This is a genomic window from Pseudomonas sp. Colony2, from assembly GCF_019382755.1.
Lineage (GTDB): Bacteria > Pseudomonadota > Gammaproteobacteria > Pseudomonadales > Pseudomonadaceae > Aquipseudomonas.
Map to the genome: position 1 here is coordinate 1,350,039 of NZ_CP080030.1, position 15,913 is coordinate 1,365,951.

Below are 15,913 nucleotides of genomic sequence, written 5' to 3' on the forward strand. Positions count from 1 at the left end.
TATGGGTCACAGCGTCGCTATTAGAAAACCGGTGCAAACATTACGCCGAAACGCGGGGAATCGTGTCGTCGGCACGCAGGGTGAAGATCTCGTAGCCGGTGTCGGTCACCAGCAGGGTGTGTTCCCACTGCGCCGAGAGCTTGCGGTCCTTGGTGATGGCGGTCCAGCCGTCGCCCAGCACCTTGGTGTCGGCCTTGCCCTGGTTGATCATCGGCTCGATGGTGAAGGTCATGCCTGCCTTGAGTTCCATGCCGGTGCCGGCGCGGCCGTAGTGCAGGATCTGTGGCTCTTCGTGGAACACCTTGCCGATGCCGTGGCCGCAGAACTCGCGCACCACCGAGAAGCCGTTCTTTTCAGCGTGCTTCTGGATGATTTCACCGATGTCACCCAGGCGGCAGCCAGGCTTGACGATCTCAATGGCCTTGTACATGCATTCCTGGGTGACTTGCGACAGGCGCTCGGCCCAGACCGGCACGGTGCCGACGTGGAACATGCGGCTGGTGTCGCCGTGGTAGCCGTCCTTGATGACGGTGACGTCGATGTTCAGGGTGTCGCCGTCCTTCAGCGGCTTGTCGCCGGGAATCCCGTGGCACACCACGTGGTTGATCGAGGTGCAGATCGACTTGGGGAAACCCTTGTAGTTCAGCGGCGCAGGGATGGCCTTTTGCACGTCGACGATATAGTCGTGGCAAATGCGGTCCAGCGCTTCGGTGGTGACGCCGGGCTTGACGTGTTCGGCAATCATTTCCAGGACGTCGGCAGCCAGTTTGCCGGCAACACGCATGCCAGCGATATCTTCGGCGGTTTTGAGGGTGACGGTCATACAGGCTCTCTCTAGCGCGACGCGCTGAAATCAATACGGTTTACGGGTGTGCGACAAAAGGTTGCAGAATTCGCACAAGCCCAAAAAACGCGATTCTAGCAGACGCAAGGGTGAAACCATGAGCGTCTGGCGATCGCTTCTGTCTATAAGGATGGGGGCATTCTGGCTCTATTCAAAGGCTTAGGCAAAAGCGACTGACGGCAAATGTGATTGCGGGTTTCGTTTTTGCAAGCTCTGTGGTATAAAATGCGCCGCTTTCCGGGGATACCCCGCAAAGCTTAAATCCACACACGTGTCGACACGATGACCTGGGTGCCGGAGGCGAATGCCGCTGGTTGGTCATTGGGATACGTGGAGGCCAAACCCGACTTATTAAGGAACTATCATGTCCCAAGTCAACATGCGCGATATGCTGAAGGCCGGTGTGCACTTCGGTCACCAGACCCGTTACTGGAACCCGAAAATGGGTAAATACATTTTCGGCGCGCGTAACAAGATCCACATCATCAACCTTGAAAAAACCCTGCCAATGTTCAACGAAGCTCTGACTTTCGTAGAGCGCCTGGCCCAGGGCAAAAACAAGATTCTGTTCGTCGGCACCAAGCGTTCCGCTGGCAAGATCGTTGCTGAAGAAGCAGCACGTTGCGGTTCGCCGTACGTCGATCACCGCTGGTTGGGCGGCATGCTGACCAACTTCAAAACCATCCGTGCTTCCATCAAGCGTCTGCGTGACCTTGAAGTGCAAGCCGAAGACGGTACTTTCGCCAAGCTGACCAAGAAAGAGGCGCTGATGCGCACTCGCGACCTGGAAAAGCTCGATCGTTCCCTGGGTGGTATCAAGGACATGGGCGGTCTGCCTGACGCACTGTTCGTTATCGACGTTGATCACGAGCGCATCGCGATCACCGAAGCCAACAAGCTGGGCATCCCGGTTATCGGCGTAGTCGATACCAACAGCAGCCCGGAAGGCGTTGACTACATCATCCCAGGCAACGATGACGCAATCCGCGCTATCCAGCTGTACATGGGTTCGATGGCTGACGCTGTAATCCGTGGTCGCAACCACGTTGCTGGCGGTACCGAGCAGTTCGTTGAAGAAGCTCCGGTAGCTGCAGCTGAGTAACTGACGCCTTGGCGTTGACTCAGTAAGCAAAAAGGGGGCTTGGCCCCCTTTTTGCCACCTCGAAAACCATTTGTCGGCAGCGCAGCTACAACATTTGTAACGTGCAGCGGCCTACAAGGGTGGTTCGGGAAGAATTGATCGCCCGTTCAATCGGGTGGAATGGTTGAAAACCTATCCAAGAGGATTTTGAAAATGGCAGAGATTACTGCAGCGTTGGTTAAAGAACTGCGTGAGCGTACCGGCGAAGGCATGATGGATTGCAAAAAGGCCTTGACCAAGGCCGGCGGCGACATCGAAAAAGCCATTGATGACATGCGTGCTTCGGGCGCCATCAAGGCTGCCAAGAAAGCAGGCAACGTCGCTGCTGAAGGCGCCATCGCAATCAAGGAAGACGGCAAATCGGCCGTTATCCTGGAAGTTAACTCGCAGACCGACTTCCTGGCCCTGCAAGACGACTTCAAGAACTTCGTCGCTGCCAGCGTTGAAAAAGCATTCGCTGACAAGCTGACCGACGCCGCTCCGCTGATCGAAGCTCAAGAAGCTGATCGTCTGGTTCTGGTGGGTAAAGTGGGCGAGAACGTTAACATTCGTCGCCTGACCCGCGTTGAAGGTGACGTTGTGGGTGCTTACCTGCACGGCAACAAGATCGGTGTTGTGGTTGCCCTGAAAGGCGGCAACGTTGAACTGGCCAAAGACATCGCTATGCACGTAGCGGCCAGCAACCCTGAATTCCTGCTGCCATCGGAAGTTTCTGCTGAAGCCATCGAACGCGAGAAAGCTGTGTTCCTGCAGCTGAACGAAGAGAAAATCAAAGGCAAGCCTGAAAACATCGTTGAAAACATGGTCAAGGGCCGTATCAGCAAGTTCCTGGCTGAGGCTTCCCTGGTTGAGCAGGCGTTCGTCAAGAACCCTGAAATCAAGGTTGGCGAACTGGCCAAGAAAGCCGGTGCTGAAATCGTTTCCTTCACCTACTACAAGGTAGGCGACGGCATCGAGAAGCCGGTCGACAACTTCGCTGAAGAAGTTGCTGCCCAGCTGGCTGCCACCAAGAAGTAAGACAGTTTTTAACTGTCGCCCAAAAGAGGCTGCCCGCTTACGCGCGCAGCCTCTTTTCAAATGGGGTGATCGATTTTTATTGGTTTCCCTTTGGAACTGGCTTACAAAGCCGTGTTCCGATGGCGCTGTGACAGCGTCAAGCTAGAGTGAACGCAGGCCGTAAACGGCTTGCCAAGAATTTTCAAAAAATACGCCGCAGGAGAGATTCGCAATGGCTCAGCAGGGCAGTGGTCATCAGGCTCGCTATAAACGCATTCTACTCAAGCTTAGCGGCGAGGCCCTGATGGGCTCGGAAGAGTTTGGGATCGATCCCAAAGTACTCGATCGCATGGCGCTGGAAGTCGGCCAACTGGTCGGTATCGGTGTCCAGGTCGGTCTGGTGATCGGCGGCGGCAACCTGTTCCGTGGCGCGGCACTCAGCGCTGCCGGCATGGATCGGGTGACAGGCGACCACATGGGCATGCTGGCCACTGTGATGAACGCCCTGGCCATGCGTGATGCGCTGGAGCGCGCCAATATCACCGCGATCGTGATGTCGGCTATTTCCATGGTTGGCGTAACGGATCACTATGATCGTCGCAAGGCCATGCGTCACCTGGATGCCAAGGAAGTCGTGATTTTTGCGGCCGGTACCGGCAACCCATTCTTTACCACCGATTCGGCAGCTTGCCTGCGTGGTATCGAGATCAACGCGGACGTGGTGCTCAAGGCCACCAAGGTTGACGGTGTCTACACTGCAGACCCATTCAAAGACCCGCATGCCGAGAAGTTCGATCATCTGACTTATGATGAAGTACTGGATCGCAAGCTGGGCGTGATGGACCTGACGGCAATTTGCTTGTGCCGCGACCACAAGATGCCGCTGCGCGTATTTAACATGAACAAGCCCGGCGCCCTGCTGAACATCGTACACGGCGGCGCGGAAGGGACTCTGATCGAGGAAATCGAACAATGATCAACGAAATCAAAAAAGACGCTCAAGAGCGCATGCAAAAATCCCTGGAATCCCTGAACCATGCGTTTGGCCAGATTCGTACCGGCAAGGCCCACCCAAGCATCCTGGGCAGCGTGATGGTGCCTTACTACGGCGCTGATACCTCGATCACCCAAGTGGCCAACATCACTGTAAAAGATTCGCGCACCCTGCAAGTCGTTGCTTTCGAGCGCAACATGCTCGGCGCCGTCGACAAGGCCATCCAGAGCGCCGGTTTGAACCTCAATCCGACCAACCTTGGCGAATTGCTGCTGATCTCCATGCCTGCCCTGACCGAAGAAACCCGCAAGGGCTTCACCAAGCAGGCGCGCAGTGCAGCAGAAGACGCACGTGTTGCCGTGCGCAACATCCGTCGTGATGCCTTGGGTGACCTGAAGAAGCTGGTCAAGGACAAGGAAATCAGCGAAGACGAAGAGCGCCGTGCCGTTGCTGATATCGACAAGCTGACTAAAGATGCCGAGGCCCAGATCACCAAGGCCACGGAAGATAAAGAAAAGGACCTGATGGCCGTATAAGGGGTCAGGACGCCTTCATGGAAAAGACCAAGCAGACTGTGCCCTCCGTGGTGCCGCGCCATGTCGCGATCATCATGGACGGGAATAATCGCTGGGCGAAGAAGCGCTTTATGCCGGGCGTTGCCGGGCATAAGGCGGGTGTCGACGCTGTACGAGCCGTGATCGAGGTGTGCGCCGAGGCCAAGGTCGAAGTATTGACCCTGTTCGCGTTCTCCAGTGAAAACTGGCAGCGCCCGGCCGAGGAGGTCAGTGCCTTGATGGACCTGTTCTTCAAGGCCCTGCGCCGCGAGGCCAAGCGCCTGAACGAGAACAACATCAGCCTGCGTATCATCGGTGACCGTTCGCGGTTTCATCCGGAGCTGCAGGCGGCCATGCGCGAAGCCGAGGCGATCACTGCCGGCAGCAACCGTTTTGTGCTGCAGATCGCAGCCAACTACGGCGGCCAGTGGGATATTGCCCAGGCCGCGCAGCGTCTGGCGCGGGAAGTGCAGGCCGGCCATCTGCGCCCGGAAGACATTACCCCCGAACTCTTGCAAACCTGCCTGGTGACCGGCGACCTGCCGTTGCCGGACCTGTGCATTCGTACCGGTGGCGACCATCGCATCAGCAACTTCCTGTTGTGGCAGTTGGCCTATACCGAACTGTACTTCTCCGACCTGTTCTGGCCGGACTTCAAACACGATGCCATGCGCAATGCGCTGGCCGATTTCGCTTCCCGTCAGCGTCGCTTCGGTAAAACGAGCGAGCAGATCGAAGCTGGAGCCCGGGTTTAATGCTTAAACAACGAATCATCACGGCGCTGATCCTGCTGCCTATTGCCCTGTGCGGGTTTTTCCTGCTTGAAGGTGCGAACTTCGCGCTGTTCATCGGCCTGGTTGTGACCCTGGGTGCCTGGGAATGGGCGCGCCTGGCGGGTTTCGCCGCGCAGTTGCCTCGTGTGGTGTATGCCGCTGTCGTGGCGTTGTTGATGTTCCTGATGTACATCCTGCCGGACGTGGCGCCCTGGGTGCTGGGTGCGGCGGTGTTGTGGTGGGCGTTGGCGACCTATCTGGTGCTGACCTATCCGGGCACCAGCAGTCATTGGTCCAGTGTCGCCTGCAAGCTGGTGATTGGCCTTTTGATTCTGTTGCCTGCCTGGCAAGGCCTGGTCTACATCAAGCACATGCAACTGGGTAACTGGCTGATCATGGCGGTGATGGTTCTGGTGTGGGGTGCCGATATCGGCGCCTATTTCTCCGGGCGTGCCTTCGGCAAGCGCAAGCTGGCGCCGGCTGTCAGCCCGGGCAAAAGCTGGGAAGGCGTGTATGGCGGCCTGGCGTTGACCCTGGTGATTACCGTGGTGGTCGGTGTGGTGCGTGACTGGACCATCAAGGAAATGCTACTGGGCCTGGTGGGCGCAGCCGTGGTGGTGTTCATCTCGGTGGTCGGTGACCTGACCGAAAGCATGTTCAAGCGCCAGGCCGGGATCAAGGACAGCAGTAACCTGCTGCCGGGTCACGGTGGCGTGCTGGACCGTATCGACAGCCTGACTGCCGCGATCCCGATCTTTGCCGTACTGCTGTGGATGGCTGCCTCGTGAGCCGCCTGCAACAGGTAACCGTGCTGGGCGCTACCGGCTCGGTGGGGCTAAGCACCCTGGATGTGATTGCCCGTCATCCCGAGCGTTATCAAGTATTCGCCTTGACCGGTTTCAGTCGCCTGAGTGAACTGCTGGCACTGTGTGTGCGGCACGCGCCGCAATACGCAGTAGTGCCCGAAGCGGCAGTTGCACGTGGTTTGCAGGATGACTTGCGCGCTGCGGGCCTGGCGACTCAGGTATTGGTGGGGGAGGAGGGGTTGTGCCAGGTTTCGGCAGACCCTGAGGTCGACACCGTGGTTGCGGCGATTGTCGGCGCTGCCGGCTTGCGCCCGACCCTGGCGGCCGTTGATGCGGGCAAGAAGATTCTGCTGGCCAACAAGGAAGCCCTGGTGATGTCCGGGGCACTCTTCATGCAAGCTGTGCGCAAGAGCGGCGCCGTGCTGTTGCCGCTCGACAGCGAGCACAACGCGATTTTCCAATGCATGCCTGGTGATTTCGCCCGCGGGTTGAGCCAGGTCGGCGTGCGCCGGATTCTGCTGACAGCCTCCGGTGGTCCGTTCCGGCAGACGCCGCTGGCCGATCTGGAGCATGTTTCTCCCGATCAGGCGTGCGCTCACCCGAACTGGTCCATGGGGCGCAAGATCTCGGTGGATTCAGCGAGCATGATGAACAAGGGCCTGGAGCTGATTGAGGCCTGCTGGTTGTTCGATGCCCGGCCGGACCAGGTCGAGGTGGTGATCCACCCGCAAAGTGTGATTCATTCCCTGGTGGACTATGTGGATGGCTCGGTATTGGCCCAACTGGGCAATCCGGACATGCGTACGCCGATCGCCAATGCCCTGGCATGGCCTGAGCGGATTGACTCGGGTGTTGCGCCGCTGGATCTGTTTGCCATTGCCCGTCTGGACTTCGAAGCGCCCGACGAGCAACGCTTCCCTTGCCTGCGTCTTGCGCGGCAAGCTGCGGAGGCGGGTAACAGTGCCCCGGCGATGCTGAATGCGGCCAATGAAGTGGCTGTGGCGGCGTTTCTGGACCGGCGCATCCGCTTTTCGCAGATCGCGGGTATCATCGAGGACGTTTTGAGTCTTGAGCCCGTCGTCCCGGTGAATGATCTGGGCGCGGTGTTCGAAGCGGATGCAAAGGCCCGGGCCTTGACCGAGCAGTGGTTGAGCCGCAATACGCGTTAGCCTCTGGGTGTGTTCAAGCCTTCAGGCACTGGATTGAAATGCGGAGAAATTAGATGAGTGCGCTCTACATGATTGTCGGCACCCTGGTTGCTCTGGGTGTGCTGGTTACCTTCCACGAGTTCGGCCATTTCTGGGTCGCGCGTCGTTGCGGCGTCAAGGTACTGCGCTTTTCCGTAGGCTTCGGCATGCCGTTGCTGCGCTGGCACGACCGTCGTGGCACCGAGTTCGTAATTGCGGCCATTCCATTGGGCGGCTACGTCAAGATGCTCGACGAGCGCGAAGGCGAAGTGCCGGCTGATCAGTTGGATCAATCCTTCAACCGCAAGACCGTTCGTCAGCGCATCGCCATCGTCGCGGCAGGCCCGATCGCGAATTTCCTGTTGGCGATGGTGTTCTTCTGGGTCCTGGCCATGTTGGGTAGCCAGCAGGTGCGTCCGGTGATCGGTGCCGTCGAGGCCGACAGCATGGCGGCGAAGGCCGGCCTGACTGCCGGGCAAGAAATTGTTGCAGTTGATGGCGAGCCAACCACCGGCTGGGGTGCCGTCAATTTGCAGTTGGTGCGTCGCCTGGGTGAAAGCGGCATCGTGAAACTGGTGGTGCGCGATCAGGATTCCACCACCGAAACCTCGCGCGAGCTGGCCCTGGACCACTGGCTGAAAGGCTCCGATGAGCCTGACCCGATCAAATCCCTGGGCATTCGCCCATGGCGTCCGGCCTTGCCGCCGGTGCTGGCGGAGCTGGATCCGAAGGGGCCGGCCCAGGCCGCGGGTCTGAAAACCGGCGATCGCCTGCTGGCCCTCGATGGCCAGGCGCTGGGTGACTGGCAGCAGGTGGTCGACCTGGTGCGTGTACGCCCTGATACCAAAATTGTGCTGAAAGTTGAGCGCGATGGTGCTCAAATCGACGTCCCTGTGACCCTGGCGGTTCGTGGGGAGGCCAAGGCAGCCGGGGGTTACCTGGGGGCCGGCGTCAAAGGTGTCGATTGGCCACCCTCGATGGTTCGAGAGGTCAGCTTCGGGCCGTTGGCAGCGATTGGCGAGGGTGCGAGACGCACCTGGACCATGAGTGTGCTGACCCTCGATTCCCTCAAGAAAATGTTGTTCGGCGAGCTCTCGGTAAAAAACTTGAGTGGACCGATAACCATTGCTAAAGTGGCGGGCGCTTCTGCCCAGTCGGGCGTTGTAGATTTCCTGAATTTCCTGGCTTATCTGAGTATTAGCCTTGGGGTTCTGAATTTGTTGCCCATTCCAGTATTGGATGGGGGGCATCTGTTGTTTTATCTGGTCGAGTGGGCGCGTGGTCGCCCCTTGTCGGATCGGGTGCAGGGTTGGGGGATACAGATCGGTATCAGTTTGGTGGTCGGGGTGATGTTATTAGCCCTGGTCAACGATCTGGGACGACTGTAACGCTTCGCTGAATTGCGAATCTGCCGCATTTTGCGGCAGTTTGTTTATTGCCAGTTGGAATAAGAAAGGACTTCATGAAACGTCTGCTGCTAACTGCGGTTCTCACCGTATTGATGATCGCCGAAGTTCACGCCGAGTCCTTCACCATCTCCGATATTCGCGTCAACGGCCTCCAGCGGGTTTCCGCGGGTAGCGTCTTTGGTGCCTTGCCGTTGAACGTCGGGGAACAGGCTGATGACCGTCGCCTGGTGGAATCCACTCGTGCGCTGTTCAAAACCGGGTTCTTTCAAGATATCCAGCTGGGTCGCGAAGGTAACGTCCTCGTCATCACTGTCGTCGAGCGACCTTCTGTCGCCAGTATCGAGATCGAAGGCAACAAGGCGATCTCCACTGAGGACTTGATGAAAGGCCTCAAGCAATCCGGCCTTGCCGAAGGCGAGATCTTCCAGCGTGCCACCCTCGAAGGCGTGCGTAACGAACTGCAACGCCAGTACGTTGCCCAGGGTCGTTACTCGGCTACCGTCGAGACCGAAGTGGTGCCGCAACCGCGTAACCGCGTCGGCCTGAAGGTCAACATCAACGAAGGCACCGTGGCGGCCATCCAGCACATCAACGTGGTGGGTAACACCAAGTTTGCTGATGACGACCTGATCGACCTGTTCGAACTCAAGACCACCAACTGGCTGTCGTTCTTCAAGAACGATGACAAGTATGCCCGTGAAAAACTCTCCGGTGACCTGGAGCGCCTGCGTTCCTACTACCTGGACCGCGGCTATATCAACATGGATATCGCTTCGACCCAGGTGTCCATCACCCCGGACAAGAAGCACGTCTATATCACCGTCAACGTCAACGAAGGCGAGAAGTACAAGGTTCGTGACGTCAAGCTCAGCGGCGACTTGAAAGTGCCTGAAGACCAGGTCAAGTCCCTGTTGCTGGTGCAGAAGGACCAGGTGTTCTCGCGCAAGCTGATGACCACCACCTCCGAGCTGATCACCCGCCGCCTGGGTAACGAAGGCTATACCTTCGCCAACGTCAACGGCGTACCGACCCCGCACGACGAAGACCACACCGTGGACATCACCTTCGTTGTAGACCCGGGCAAGCGTGCCTACGTGAACCGCATCAACTTCCGTGGCAACACCAAGTCTGCCGACGAAGTGCTGCGCCGCGAAATGCGTCAGATGGAAGGTGGCTGGGCGTCGACTTACCTGATCGACCAGTCCAAGGTTCGCCTTGAGCGCCTGGGCTTCTTTAAGGAAGTCAACGTTGAAACCCCGGCTGTACCGGGTGTGGATGACCAGGTTGACGTGAACTACGCCGTAGAAGAGCAAGCCTCCGGTTCGATTACCGCCAGTGTCGGTTTCGCCCAGAGTGCCGGCCTGATCCTCGGTGGTTCGATCACCCAGAACAACTTCCTCGGTACCGGTAACAAGGTTTCCATCGGCCTGACCCGAAGCGAATACCAGAGCCGCTATAACTTCGGTTATGTCGACCCCTACTGGACTGCTGACGGCGTGAGCCTGGGCTACAACGCCTTCTATCGCACAACCGACTACAAAGACCTCGACGTTGACGTTGCAAGCTATGCAATCGACAGCTTCGGTGTTGGTGCCAACATTGGTTACCCGATCAGTGAGACCTCGCGTCTGACCTTCGGCCTGACCGCGCAGCAGGACAAGATCAAGACCGGTGTGTACACCGTGGATGAGATCTTCAACTTCGTGCGTAAAGAAGGCGACCAGTTCCTGAACTTCAAGGCTTCGGCCGGTTGGTCGGAATCGACCCTGAACAAAGGCGTACTGGCGACCCGTGGCCATTCCCAGAGCCTGACTCTGGAAGCCACCACGCCGGGCAGCGACCTGTCGTTCTTCAAACTCGACTACCGTGGCCAGTTGTTCCAGCCATTGAGCGAAAACTACACCATGCGCCTGCACACCGAGCTGGGTTACGGCGACGGTTACGGTTCGACCAGCGGCTTGCCGTTCTATGAGAACTACTATGCGGGTGGTTTCAACTCGGTACGTGGTTTCAAGGACAGCACCCTGGGTCCTCGTGGTACGCCAAGCCGTGGCGTGGGTGTGACCGGTAACCAGGGTACCCAGCCTGACTCGGACAACGACCCGCTGCCGTTCGGTGGTAACGTGCTGATCCAGGGTGGTGCGGAAATCCTGTTCCCGCTGCCATTCGTTAAAGATCAACGTTCCCTGCGTACTTCGGTCTTCTGGGATGTGGGTAACGTATTCGACTCCAAGTGCGAACAGGTCACCAACCCGAATGGCTCGAAGTCCAACACGCAGTGCAACGACGTGAGCTTCAGCAACCTGGCAAGCTCTGTCGGTGTCGGTGTGACCTGGGTTACCGCGCTTGGCCCATTGAGCTTTGCTCTGGCCATGCCGGTCAAGAAACCGGATAACGCTGAAACCCAGATTTTCCAATTCTCCCTCGGCCAGACGTTCTAAGCGTCTGACCCAAGATAACGACAACGGATTCTGTAGGAGTGCATCGTGCGTAAGTTGACTCAATTGGTTCTCCTGGCGACTGTCCTGGTAGCGACCCCGGCCTTTGCCGAAATGAAAATTGCCGTTCTGAACTATCAGATGGCGCTGCTGGAATCCGATGCGGCCAAGAAATATGCCGTAGATGCCGAGAAGAAATTCGGTCCTCAACTGACCAAGCTCAAGACGCTGGAAAGCAGCGCCAAGGGCATCCAGGATCGTCTGGTAGCCGGTGGCGACAAGATGCAGCAAGGCGAGCGCGAGCGTCTGGAGCTTGAATTCAAGCAAAAGGCCCGTGACTACCAGTTCCAGTCCAAGGAGCTGAACGAAGCCAAGGCTGTTGCCGACCGCGAAATGCTCAAGCAGCTGAAGCCGAAACTCGACAGCGCTGTGGAAGAAGTCATCAAGAAAGGTGCCTTTGACCTGGTATTCGAACGCGGTGCAGTCATCGACGTTAAACCTCAGTACGACATCACCCGTCAGGTGATCGAGCGCATGAATCAGCTGAAGTAAGCCATGACTGCGACTATCAAGCTCGGCCAATTGGCCGAGTTCCTGGGAGCCACCTTGCGTGGCTCCGCGGAGAAGGAAATCACTGGGCTAGCCACCTTGCAGGAGGCTGGCCCAGCTCAGTTGAGCTTCCTGGCAAACCCCCAATACCGTAAATACCTGGGCGAAAGCCGCGCCGCAGCCGTGCTGCTGAAGGCCGCTGACGCCGAAGGTTTTGCCGGGGACGCGCTGGTTGTTGCCGATCCGTACCTGGCGTATGCCCGGGTGTCGCACCTGTTCGATCCGAAACCCAAGGCCCCCGCCGGTATCCATCCGACGGCGGTGATCGCCGATGACGCTCAGGTTGACCCTGCCGCGAGCATCGGTGCTTTTGTGGTGATTGAAAGCGGTGCACGCATCGGGGCGGGTGTAACGCTGGGTGCCCAGTGTTTTATCGGCGCGCGCAGCGAGATTGGTGCCGGTGGCTGGCTGGCTCCGCGTGTGACCCTGTACCACGATGTGCGTATCGGTGAGCGTGTGGTGATTCAGTCCGGTGCCGTGATTGGCGGCGAGGGCTTCGGCTTCGCCAACTCGAAGGGTGTCTGGCACAAGATTGCCCAAGTGGGCGGCGTGTTGATCGGCGATGACGTTGAAATTGGCGTCAACACTGCCGTTGACCGCGGGGCCCTGGCCGATACCGTCATTGGTAACGGCGTGAAACTGGATAACCAGATTCAGATCGCCCACAACGTGCAGATTGGCGATCACACCGCCATGGCCGCCTGCGTGGGGATCTCCGGCAGCACCAGGATCGGCAAGCATTGCATGCTCGCCGGGGGTGTTGGCCTGGTGGGCCATATCGAAGTGTGCGACAACGTATTCATCACCGGCATGACCATGGTGACCCATTCGATTACCGAGCCTGGGTCCTATTCATCCGGTACGGCCATGCAGCCTGCGGCCGAATGGCGCAAGAGCGCGGCGCGTCTGAGGCAGCTCGACGATATCGCTCGGCGCCTGAAACATCTGGAAAAGCGTGTTGGGGACGTGACCCCTGACGGTAATGCTTCATCAGATGGCTGATACCATTTCCATATCAAGTGTGCACAGCCGCTAGACTGCCTCCTTGATTTGCTAGAGGGGCGTGCCTTAGTCCGCACGCTCCCAATCTTTATTACAGGCTTCCCCCCGAAATGATGGACATCAACGAGATTCGCGAATACCTGCCTCACCGTTACCCGTTCCTGCTGGTGGACCGGGTCACGGACCTCAATGTTGAGGAAAAGCGCATTCGTGCCTACAAGAATGTCAGCATCAACGAACCGTTCTTCAACGGTCACTTCCCTGCGCATCCCATCATGCCAGGCGTATTGATCATCGAAGCGATGGCCCAGGCTGCCGGTATCCTTGGTTTCAAAATGCTCGACCTGAAGCCTGCCGATGGCACGCTCTACTATTTCGTGGGCTCTGACAAACTGCGCTTCCGCAACCCGGTAACTCCGGGTGACCAGTTGATCCTTGAAGCCAAGTTCATCAGCTGCAAGCGCCAGATCTGGAAGTTCGAATGCCAGGCCTCGGTCGACGGCAAGCCGGTGTGCTCGGCTGAAATCATCTGTGCGGAACGCAAACTATGAGTTTGATTGACCCTCGCGCAATCATCGATCCGACGGCCGTACTGGCCGCCGACGTTGAGGTCGGCCCTTGGTCGATCGTCGGCGCAGGTGTGGAAATCGGCGAGGGGACAGTCATCGGGCCGCATGTGATCCTCAAAGGCCCGACGAGGATTGGCAAACACAATCGTATCTATCAGTTCTCATCGATAGGCGAAGACACCCCGGACATGAAGTACAAGGGTGAAGAAACACGTCTGGTAATCGGTGATCACAACATCATCCGTGAAGGCGTGACCATTCACCGCGGTACTGTCCAGGACCGTGCCGAGACCACCCTGGGTGACCACAACCTGGTGATGGCTTATGCGCATATCGGTCATGACAGCGTAATCGGCAACCATTGCATCCTGGTCAACAACACTGCGTTGGCCGGCCATGTGCACGTTGACGATTGGGCGATCCTGTCCGGCTTTACCCTGGTGCATCAGTACTGCCATATCGGCGCCCACAGCTTTTCCGGCATGGGTACCGCCATCGGCAAGGACGTTCCGGCGTTCGTCACCGTGTTCGGCAACCCGGCCGAGGCCCGCAGCATGAACTTCGAAGGCATGCGCCGTCGGGGCTTCAGCGAAGACGCGATCCACGCCCTGCGCCGCGCCTACAAGGTGGTTTACCGCCAGGGGCTGACGGTCGACCAGGCCTTGATCGAACTGACGGAGCCAGCCGCATTGTTTCCGGAAGTCGCGATATTCCGTGACTCTATCCAGTCGTCGACTCGCGGCATCACCCGCTGATCATGGCCAGGCTGCGTATAGCGTTGGTGGCCGGAGAAGCTTCCGGCGATATTCTCGGTGCAGGCCTGATGCGGGCCCTCAAGCTCCAGCATCCGGCGGTTGAATTCATCGGTGTCGGCGGTCCGTTGATGCAGGCTGAAGGCCTGACGTCCTACTTCCCTATGGAACGCTTGTCGGTCATGGGGCTGGTGGAGGTGCTGGGCCGTTTGCGCGAGCTGCTGGCCCGTCGCAAAAAGCTGATCCAGACCCTGATCGAAGAAAAGCCCGACGTCTTTATCGGAATCGACGCGCCGGACTTCACCCTCAATATCGAACTCAAATTGCGTCAGGCCGGGATCAAGACCGTGCATTACGTCAGCCCGTCCGTGTGGGCGTGGCGGCAAAAGCGCGTGCTCAAGATTCGCGAAGGCTGCGACTTGATGCTGACCCTGCTGCCCTTCGAGGCCAGGTTCTACGAAGAGAAGGGCGTGCCGGTGCGGTTTGTCGGGCACACCCTGGCCGATACCATTCCTCTGCAGGCCGACCGTGCTGCCGCGCGTGCCGAACTGGGTTTGCCCGAAGGTCCGCTGGTGGCCTTGATGCCGGGGAGCCGTGGCGGCGAAGTCGGTCGTCTCGGCGCGCTGTTTTTTGATGCAGCCGAACGCCTGCAGGCGCTGAAGCCGGGTGTGCGCTTCGTATTGCCATGCGCCAGTCCTCAGCGCCGTGCACAAATTGAAGAATTGCTTGTAGGGCGCAACTTGCCGTTGACCCTGCTCGACGGGGGCTCGCACCTGGCACTGGCGGCGTGCGATGCGGTGCTGATCGCCTCCGGCACCGCGACCCTTGAGGCCTTGCTCTACAAGCGCCCAATGGTCGTTGCCTATCGCCTGGCGCCGCTGACCTACTGGATTCTCAAGCGTATGGTCAAAAGCCCCTACATCTCCCTGCCGAATTTGCTGGCCCAGCGTCTGTTGGTGCCCGAGTTGTTGCAGGACGATGCGACGCCTGAAGCCCTGGCGCAAACCCTTTTCCCGTTGATCGACGGTGGCGAAGAGCAGACCCGTGGTTTCGACGAAATTCACCGCACCTTGCGCCGTGATGCGTCGAACCAGGCGGCGGATGCCGTGCTGACGTTGATCGGTCATAAGCAGGAAGCCCTATGAAGACGCAAATGGGCCTGGATTTCAGCCTGGTCGCCGATGCCCTTGACCTGGTTGCCGGTGTTGACGAAGTCGGACGCGGCCCGCTGTGCGGCGCAGTCGTCACCGCCGCGGTGATTCTCGATCCAAACCGTCCGATCCTTGGCCTCAACGATTCGAAGAAACTCACCGAAGCCCGTCGCGAAAAACTCTACGACGAGATCTGCGAGAAAGCCCTGAGTTGGCACATCGCCCGCGCTGAAGTCGAAGAGATCGACAAACTGAACATCCTGCACGCCACCATGCTGGCCATGCAGCGCGCCATTGAAGGCCTGCATATCACGCCAAAAATGGCGATGATCGACGGCAACCGCTGCCCGAAGCTGACGATGCCCGCAGAAGCGGTGGTCAAGGGTGATAGCAAAGTGCCGGCGATTGCCGCTGCATCGATCCTGGCCAAGGTCAGCCGTGACCGTGAAATGGCGGCTTTCGAATTGATCTATCCCGGCTACGGCATCGGCGGGCACAAAGGCTATCCAACGCCCGTTCATCTGGAAGCTTTGGCTCGCCTGGGCCCGACCCCGATCCACCGCCGCTCGTTTGCCCCGGTTCGCCAGGCTTTCGAGGCTCGGGAAAGCCTGATCGAGGTTTAGCAGCAAGGCTGATGTTTTTGCCAAGGCCCGGTACAATCCGGGCCTTGTTGTCTCCACGTTTTGTA

The 15,913-nt window shown here is 58.6% G+C and carries 16 protein-coding genes; 15 read left to right on the forward strand and 1 reads right to left on the reverse strand.

Annotation, left to right across the window (positions count from 1 at the left end):
* Positions 1-40 precede the first annotated feature (40 nt).
* The gene (gene map / locus JV201_RS05625) at positions 41-823 is read right to left on the reverse strand and encodes a type I methionyl aminopeptidase (protein WP_003219332.1); all 783 of its coding nucleotides are present in this window, start codon (positions 821-823) and stop codon (positions 41-43) included.
* A 385-nt stretch (positions 824-1,208) separates the two neighbouring features.
* On the opposite strand from map, the gene rpsB reads away from it, so the two are divergent.
* The 15 genes from rpsB to rnhB all read left to right on the forward strand — a co-directional run bounded on the left by rpsB (position 1,209) and on the right by rnhB (position 15,848).
* On the forward strand, positions 1,209-1,946 hold the full coding sequence (rpsB, locus tag JV201_RS05630; protein ID WP_003219330.1) for a 30S ribosomal protein S2: 738 nt from the start codon (positions 1,209-1,211) through the stop codon (positions 1,944-1,946).
* Between the two features lie 192 nt (positions 1,947-2,138).
* Positions 2,139-3,002 (forward strand): translation elongation factor Ts, encoded by an 864-nt coding sequence (gene tsf / locus JV201_RS05635; RefSeq protein ID WP_008432237.1) that lies wholly within the window; start codon positions 2,139-2,141, stop codon positions 3,000-3,002.
* A gap of 211 nt (positions 3,003-3,213) precedes the next feature.
* Positions 3,214-3,957: a UMP kinase gene (gene pyrH / locus JV201_RS05640; protein ID WP_003219327.1), complete on the forward strand. Its 744-nt coding sequence runs from the start codon at positions 3,214-3,216 to the stop codon at positions 3,955-3,957.
* The gene (gene frr, locus JV201_RS05645; RefSeq protein ID WP_003219325.1) at positions 3,954-4,511 is read left to right on the forward strand and encodes a ribosome recycling factor; all 558 of its coding nucleotides are present in this window, start codon (positions 3,954-3,956) and stop codon (positions 4,509-4,511) included. The genes pyrH and frr overlap by 4 nt, the downstream gene beginning before the upstream one ends.
* A gap of 17 nt (positions 4,512-4,528) precedes the next feature.
* A complete protein-coding gene (uppS, locus tag JV201_RS05650; protein WP_003219323.1) occupies positions 4,529-5,284 on the forward strand; it encodes a polyprenyl diphosphate synthase in 756 nt (251 codons plus the stop codon).
* A complete protein-coding gene (locus tag JV201_RS05655; RefSeq protein WP_177055372.1) occupies positions 5,284-6,090 on the forward strand; it encodes a phosphatidate cytidylyltransferase in 807 nt (268 codons plus the stop codon). The genes uppS and JV201_RS05655 overlap by 1 nt, the downstream gene beginning before the upstream one ends.
* A complete protein-coding gene (gene ispC, locus JV201_RS05660; protein ID WP_219406613.1) occupies positions 6,087-7,277 on the forward strand; it encodes a 1-deoxy-D-xylulose-5-phosphate reductoisomerase in 1,191 nt (396 codons plus the stop codon). The genes JV201_RS05655 and ispC overlap by 4 nt, the downstream gene beginning before the upstream one ends.
* A 53-nt stretch (positions 7,278-7,330) precedes the next feature.
* The gene (gene rseP / locus JV201_RS05665; protein ID WP_177008894.1) at positions 7,331-8,683 is read left to right on the forward strand and encodes a sigma E protease regulator RseP; all 1,353 of its coding nucleotides are present in this window, start codon (positions 7,331-7,333) and stop codon (positions 8,681-8,683) included.
* A 74-nt stretch (positions 8,684-8,757) separates the two neighbouring features.
* Complete coding sequence (bamA, locus tag JV201_RS05670) at positions 8,758-11,145, forward strand: outer membrane protein assembly factor BamA (RefSeq protein ID WP_219406614.1); 2,388 nt, start codon at positions 8,758-8,760, stop codon at positions 11,143-11,145.
* Positions 11,146-11,190: 45 nt separating this feature from the next.
* Positions 11,191-11,694: an OmpH family outer membrane protein gene (locus JV201_RS05675; RefSeq protein WP_003219314.1), complete on the forward strand. Its 504-nt coding sequence runs from the start codon at positions 11,191-11,193 to the stop codon at positions 11,692-11,694.
* A 3-nt stretch (positions 11,695-11,697) separates the two neighbouring features.
* Positions 11,698-12,753: a UDP-3-O-(3-hydroxymyristoyl)glucosamine N-acyltransferase gene (gene lpxD / locus JV201_RS05680; protein WP_008432224.1), complete on the forward strand. Its 1,056-nt coding sequence runs from the start codon at positions 11,698-11,700 to the stop codon at positions 12,751-12,753.
* Positions 12,754-12,863: 110 nt separating this feature from the next.
* On the forward strand, positions 12,864-13,304 hold the full coding sequence (gene fabZ, locus JV201_RS05685; protein ID WP_003219309.1) for a 3-hydroxyacyl-ACP dehydratase FabZ: 441 nt from the start codon (positions 12,864-12,866) through the stop codon (positions 13,302-13,304).
* Complete coding sequence (lpxA, locus tag JV201_RS05690) at positions 13,301-14,077, forward strand: acyl-ACP--UDP-N-acetylglucosamine O-acyltransferase (RefSeq protein ID WP_003219308.1); 777 nt, start codon at positions 13,301-13,303, stop codon at positions 14,075-14,077. Before fabZ ends, lpxA begins: the two co-directional genes overlap by 4 nt.
* 2 nt (positions 14,078-14,079) lie before the next feature.
* On the forward strand, positions 14,080-15,219 hold the full coding sequence (gene lpxB, locus JV201_RS05695; protein WP_087694922.1) for a lipid-A-disaccharide synthase: 1,140 nt from the start codon (positions 14,080-14,082) through the stop codon (positions 15,217-15,219).
* Positions 15,216-15,848, forward strand: coding sequence for a ribonuclease HII (gene rnhB / locus JV201_RS05700; protein ID WP_003219305.1), 633 nt, complete (start codon positions 15,216-15,218; stop codon positions 15,846-15,848). The genes lpxB and rnhB overlap by 4 nt, the downstream gene beginning before the upstream one ends.
* The last annotated feature ends 65 nt before the right edge of the window (positions 15,849-15,913 follow it).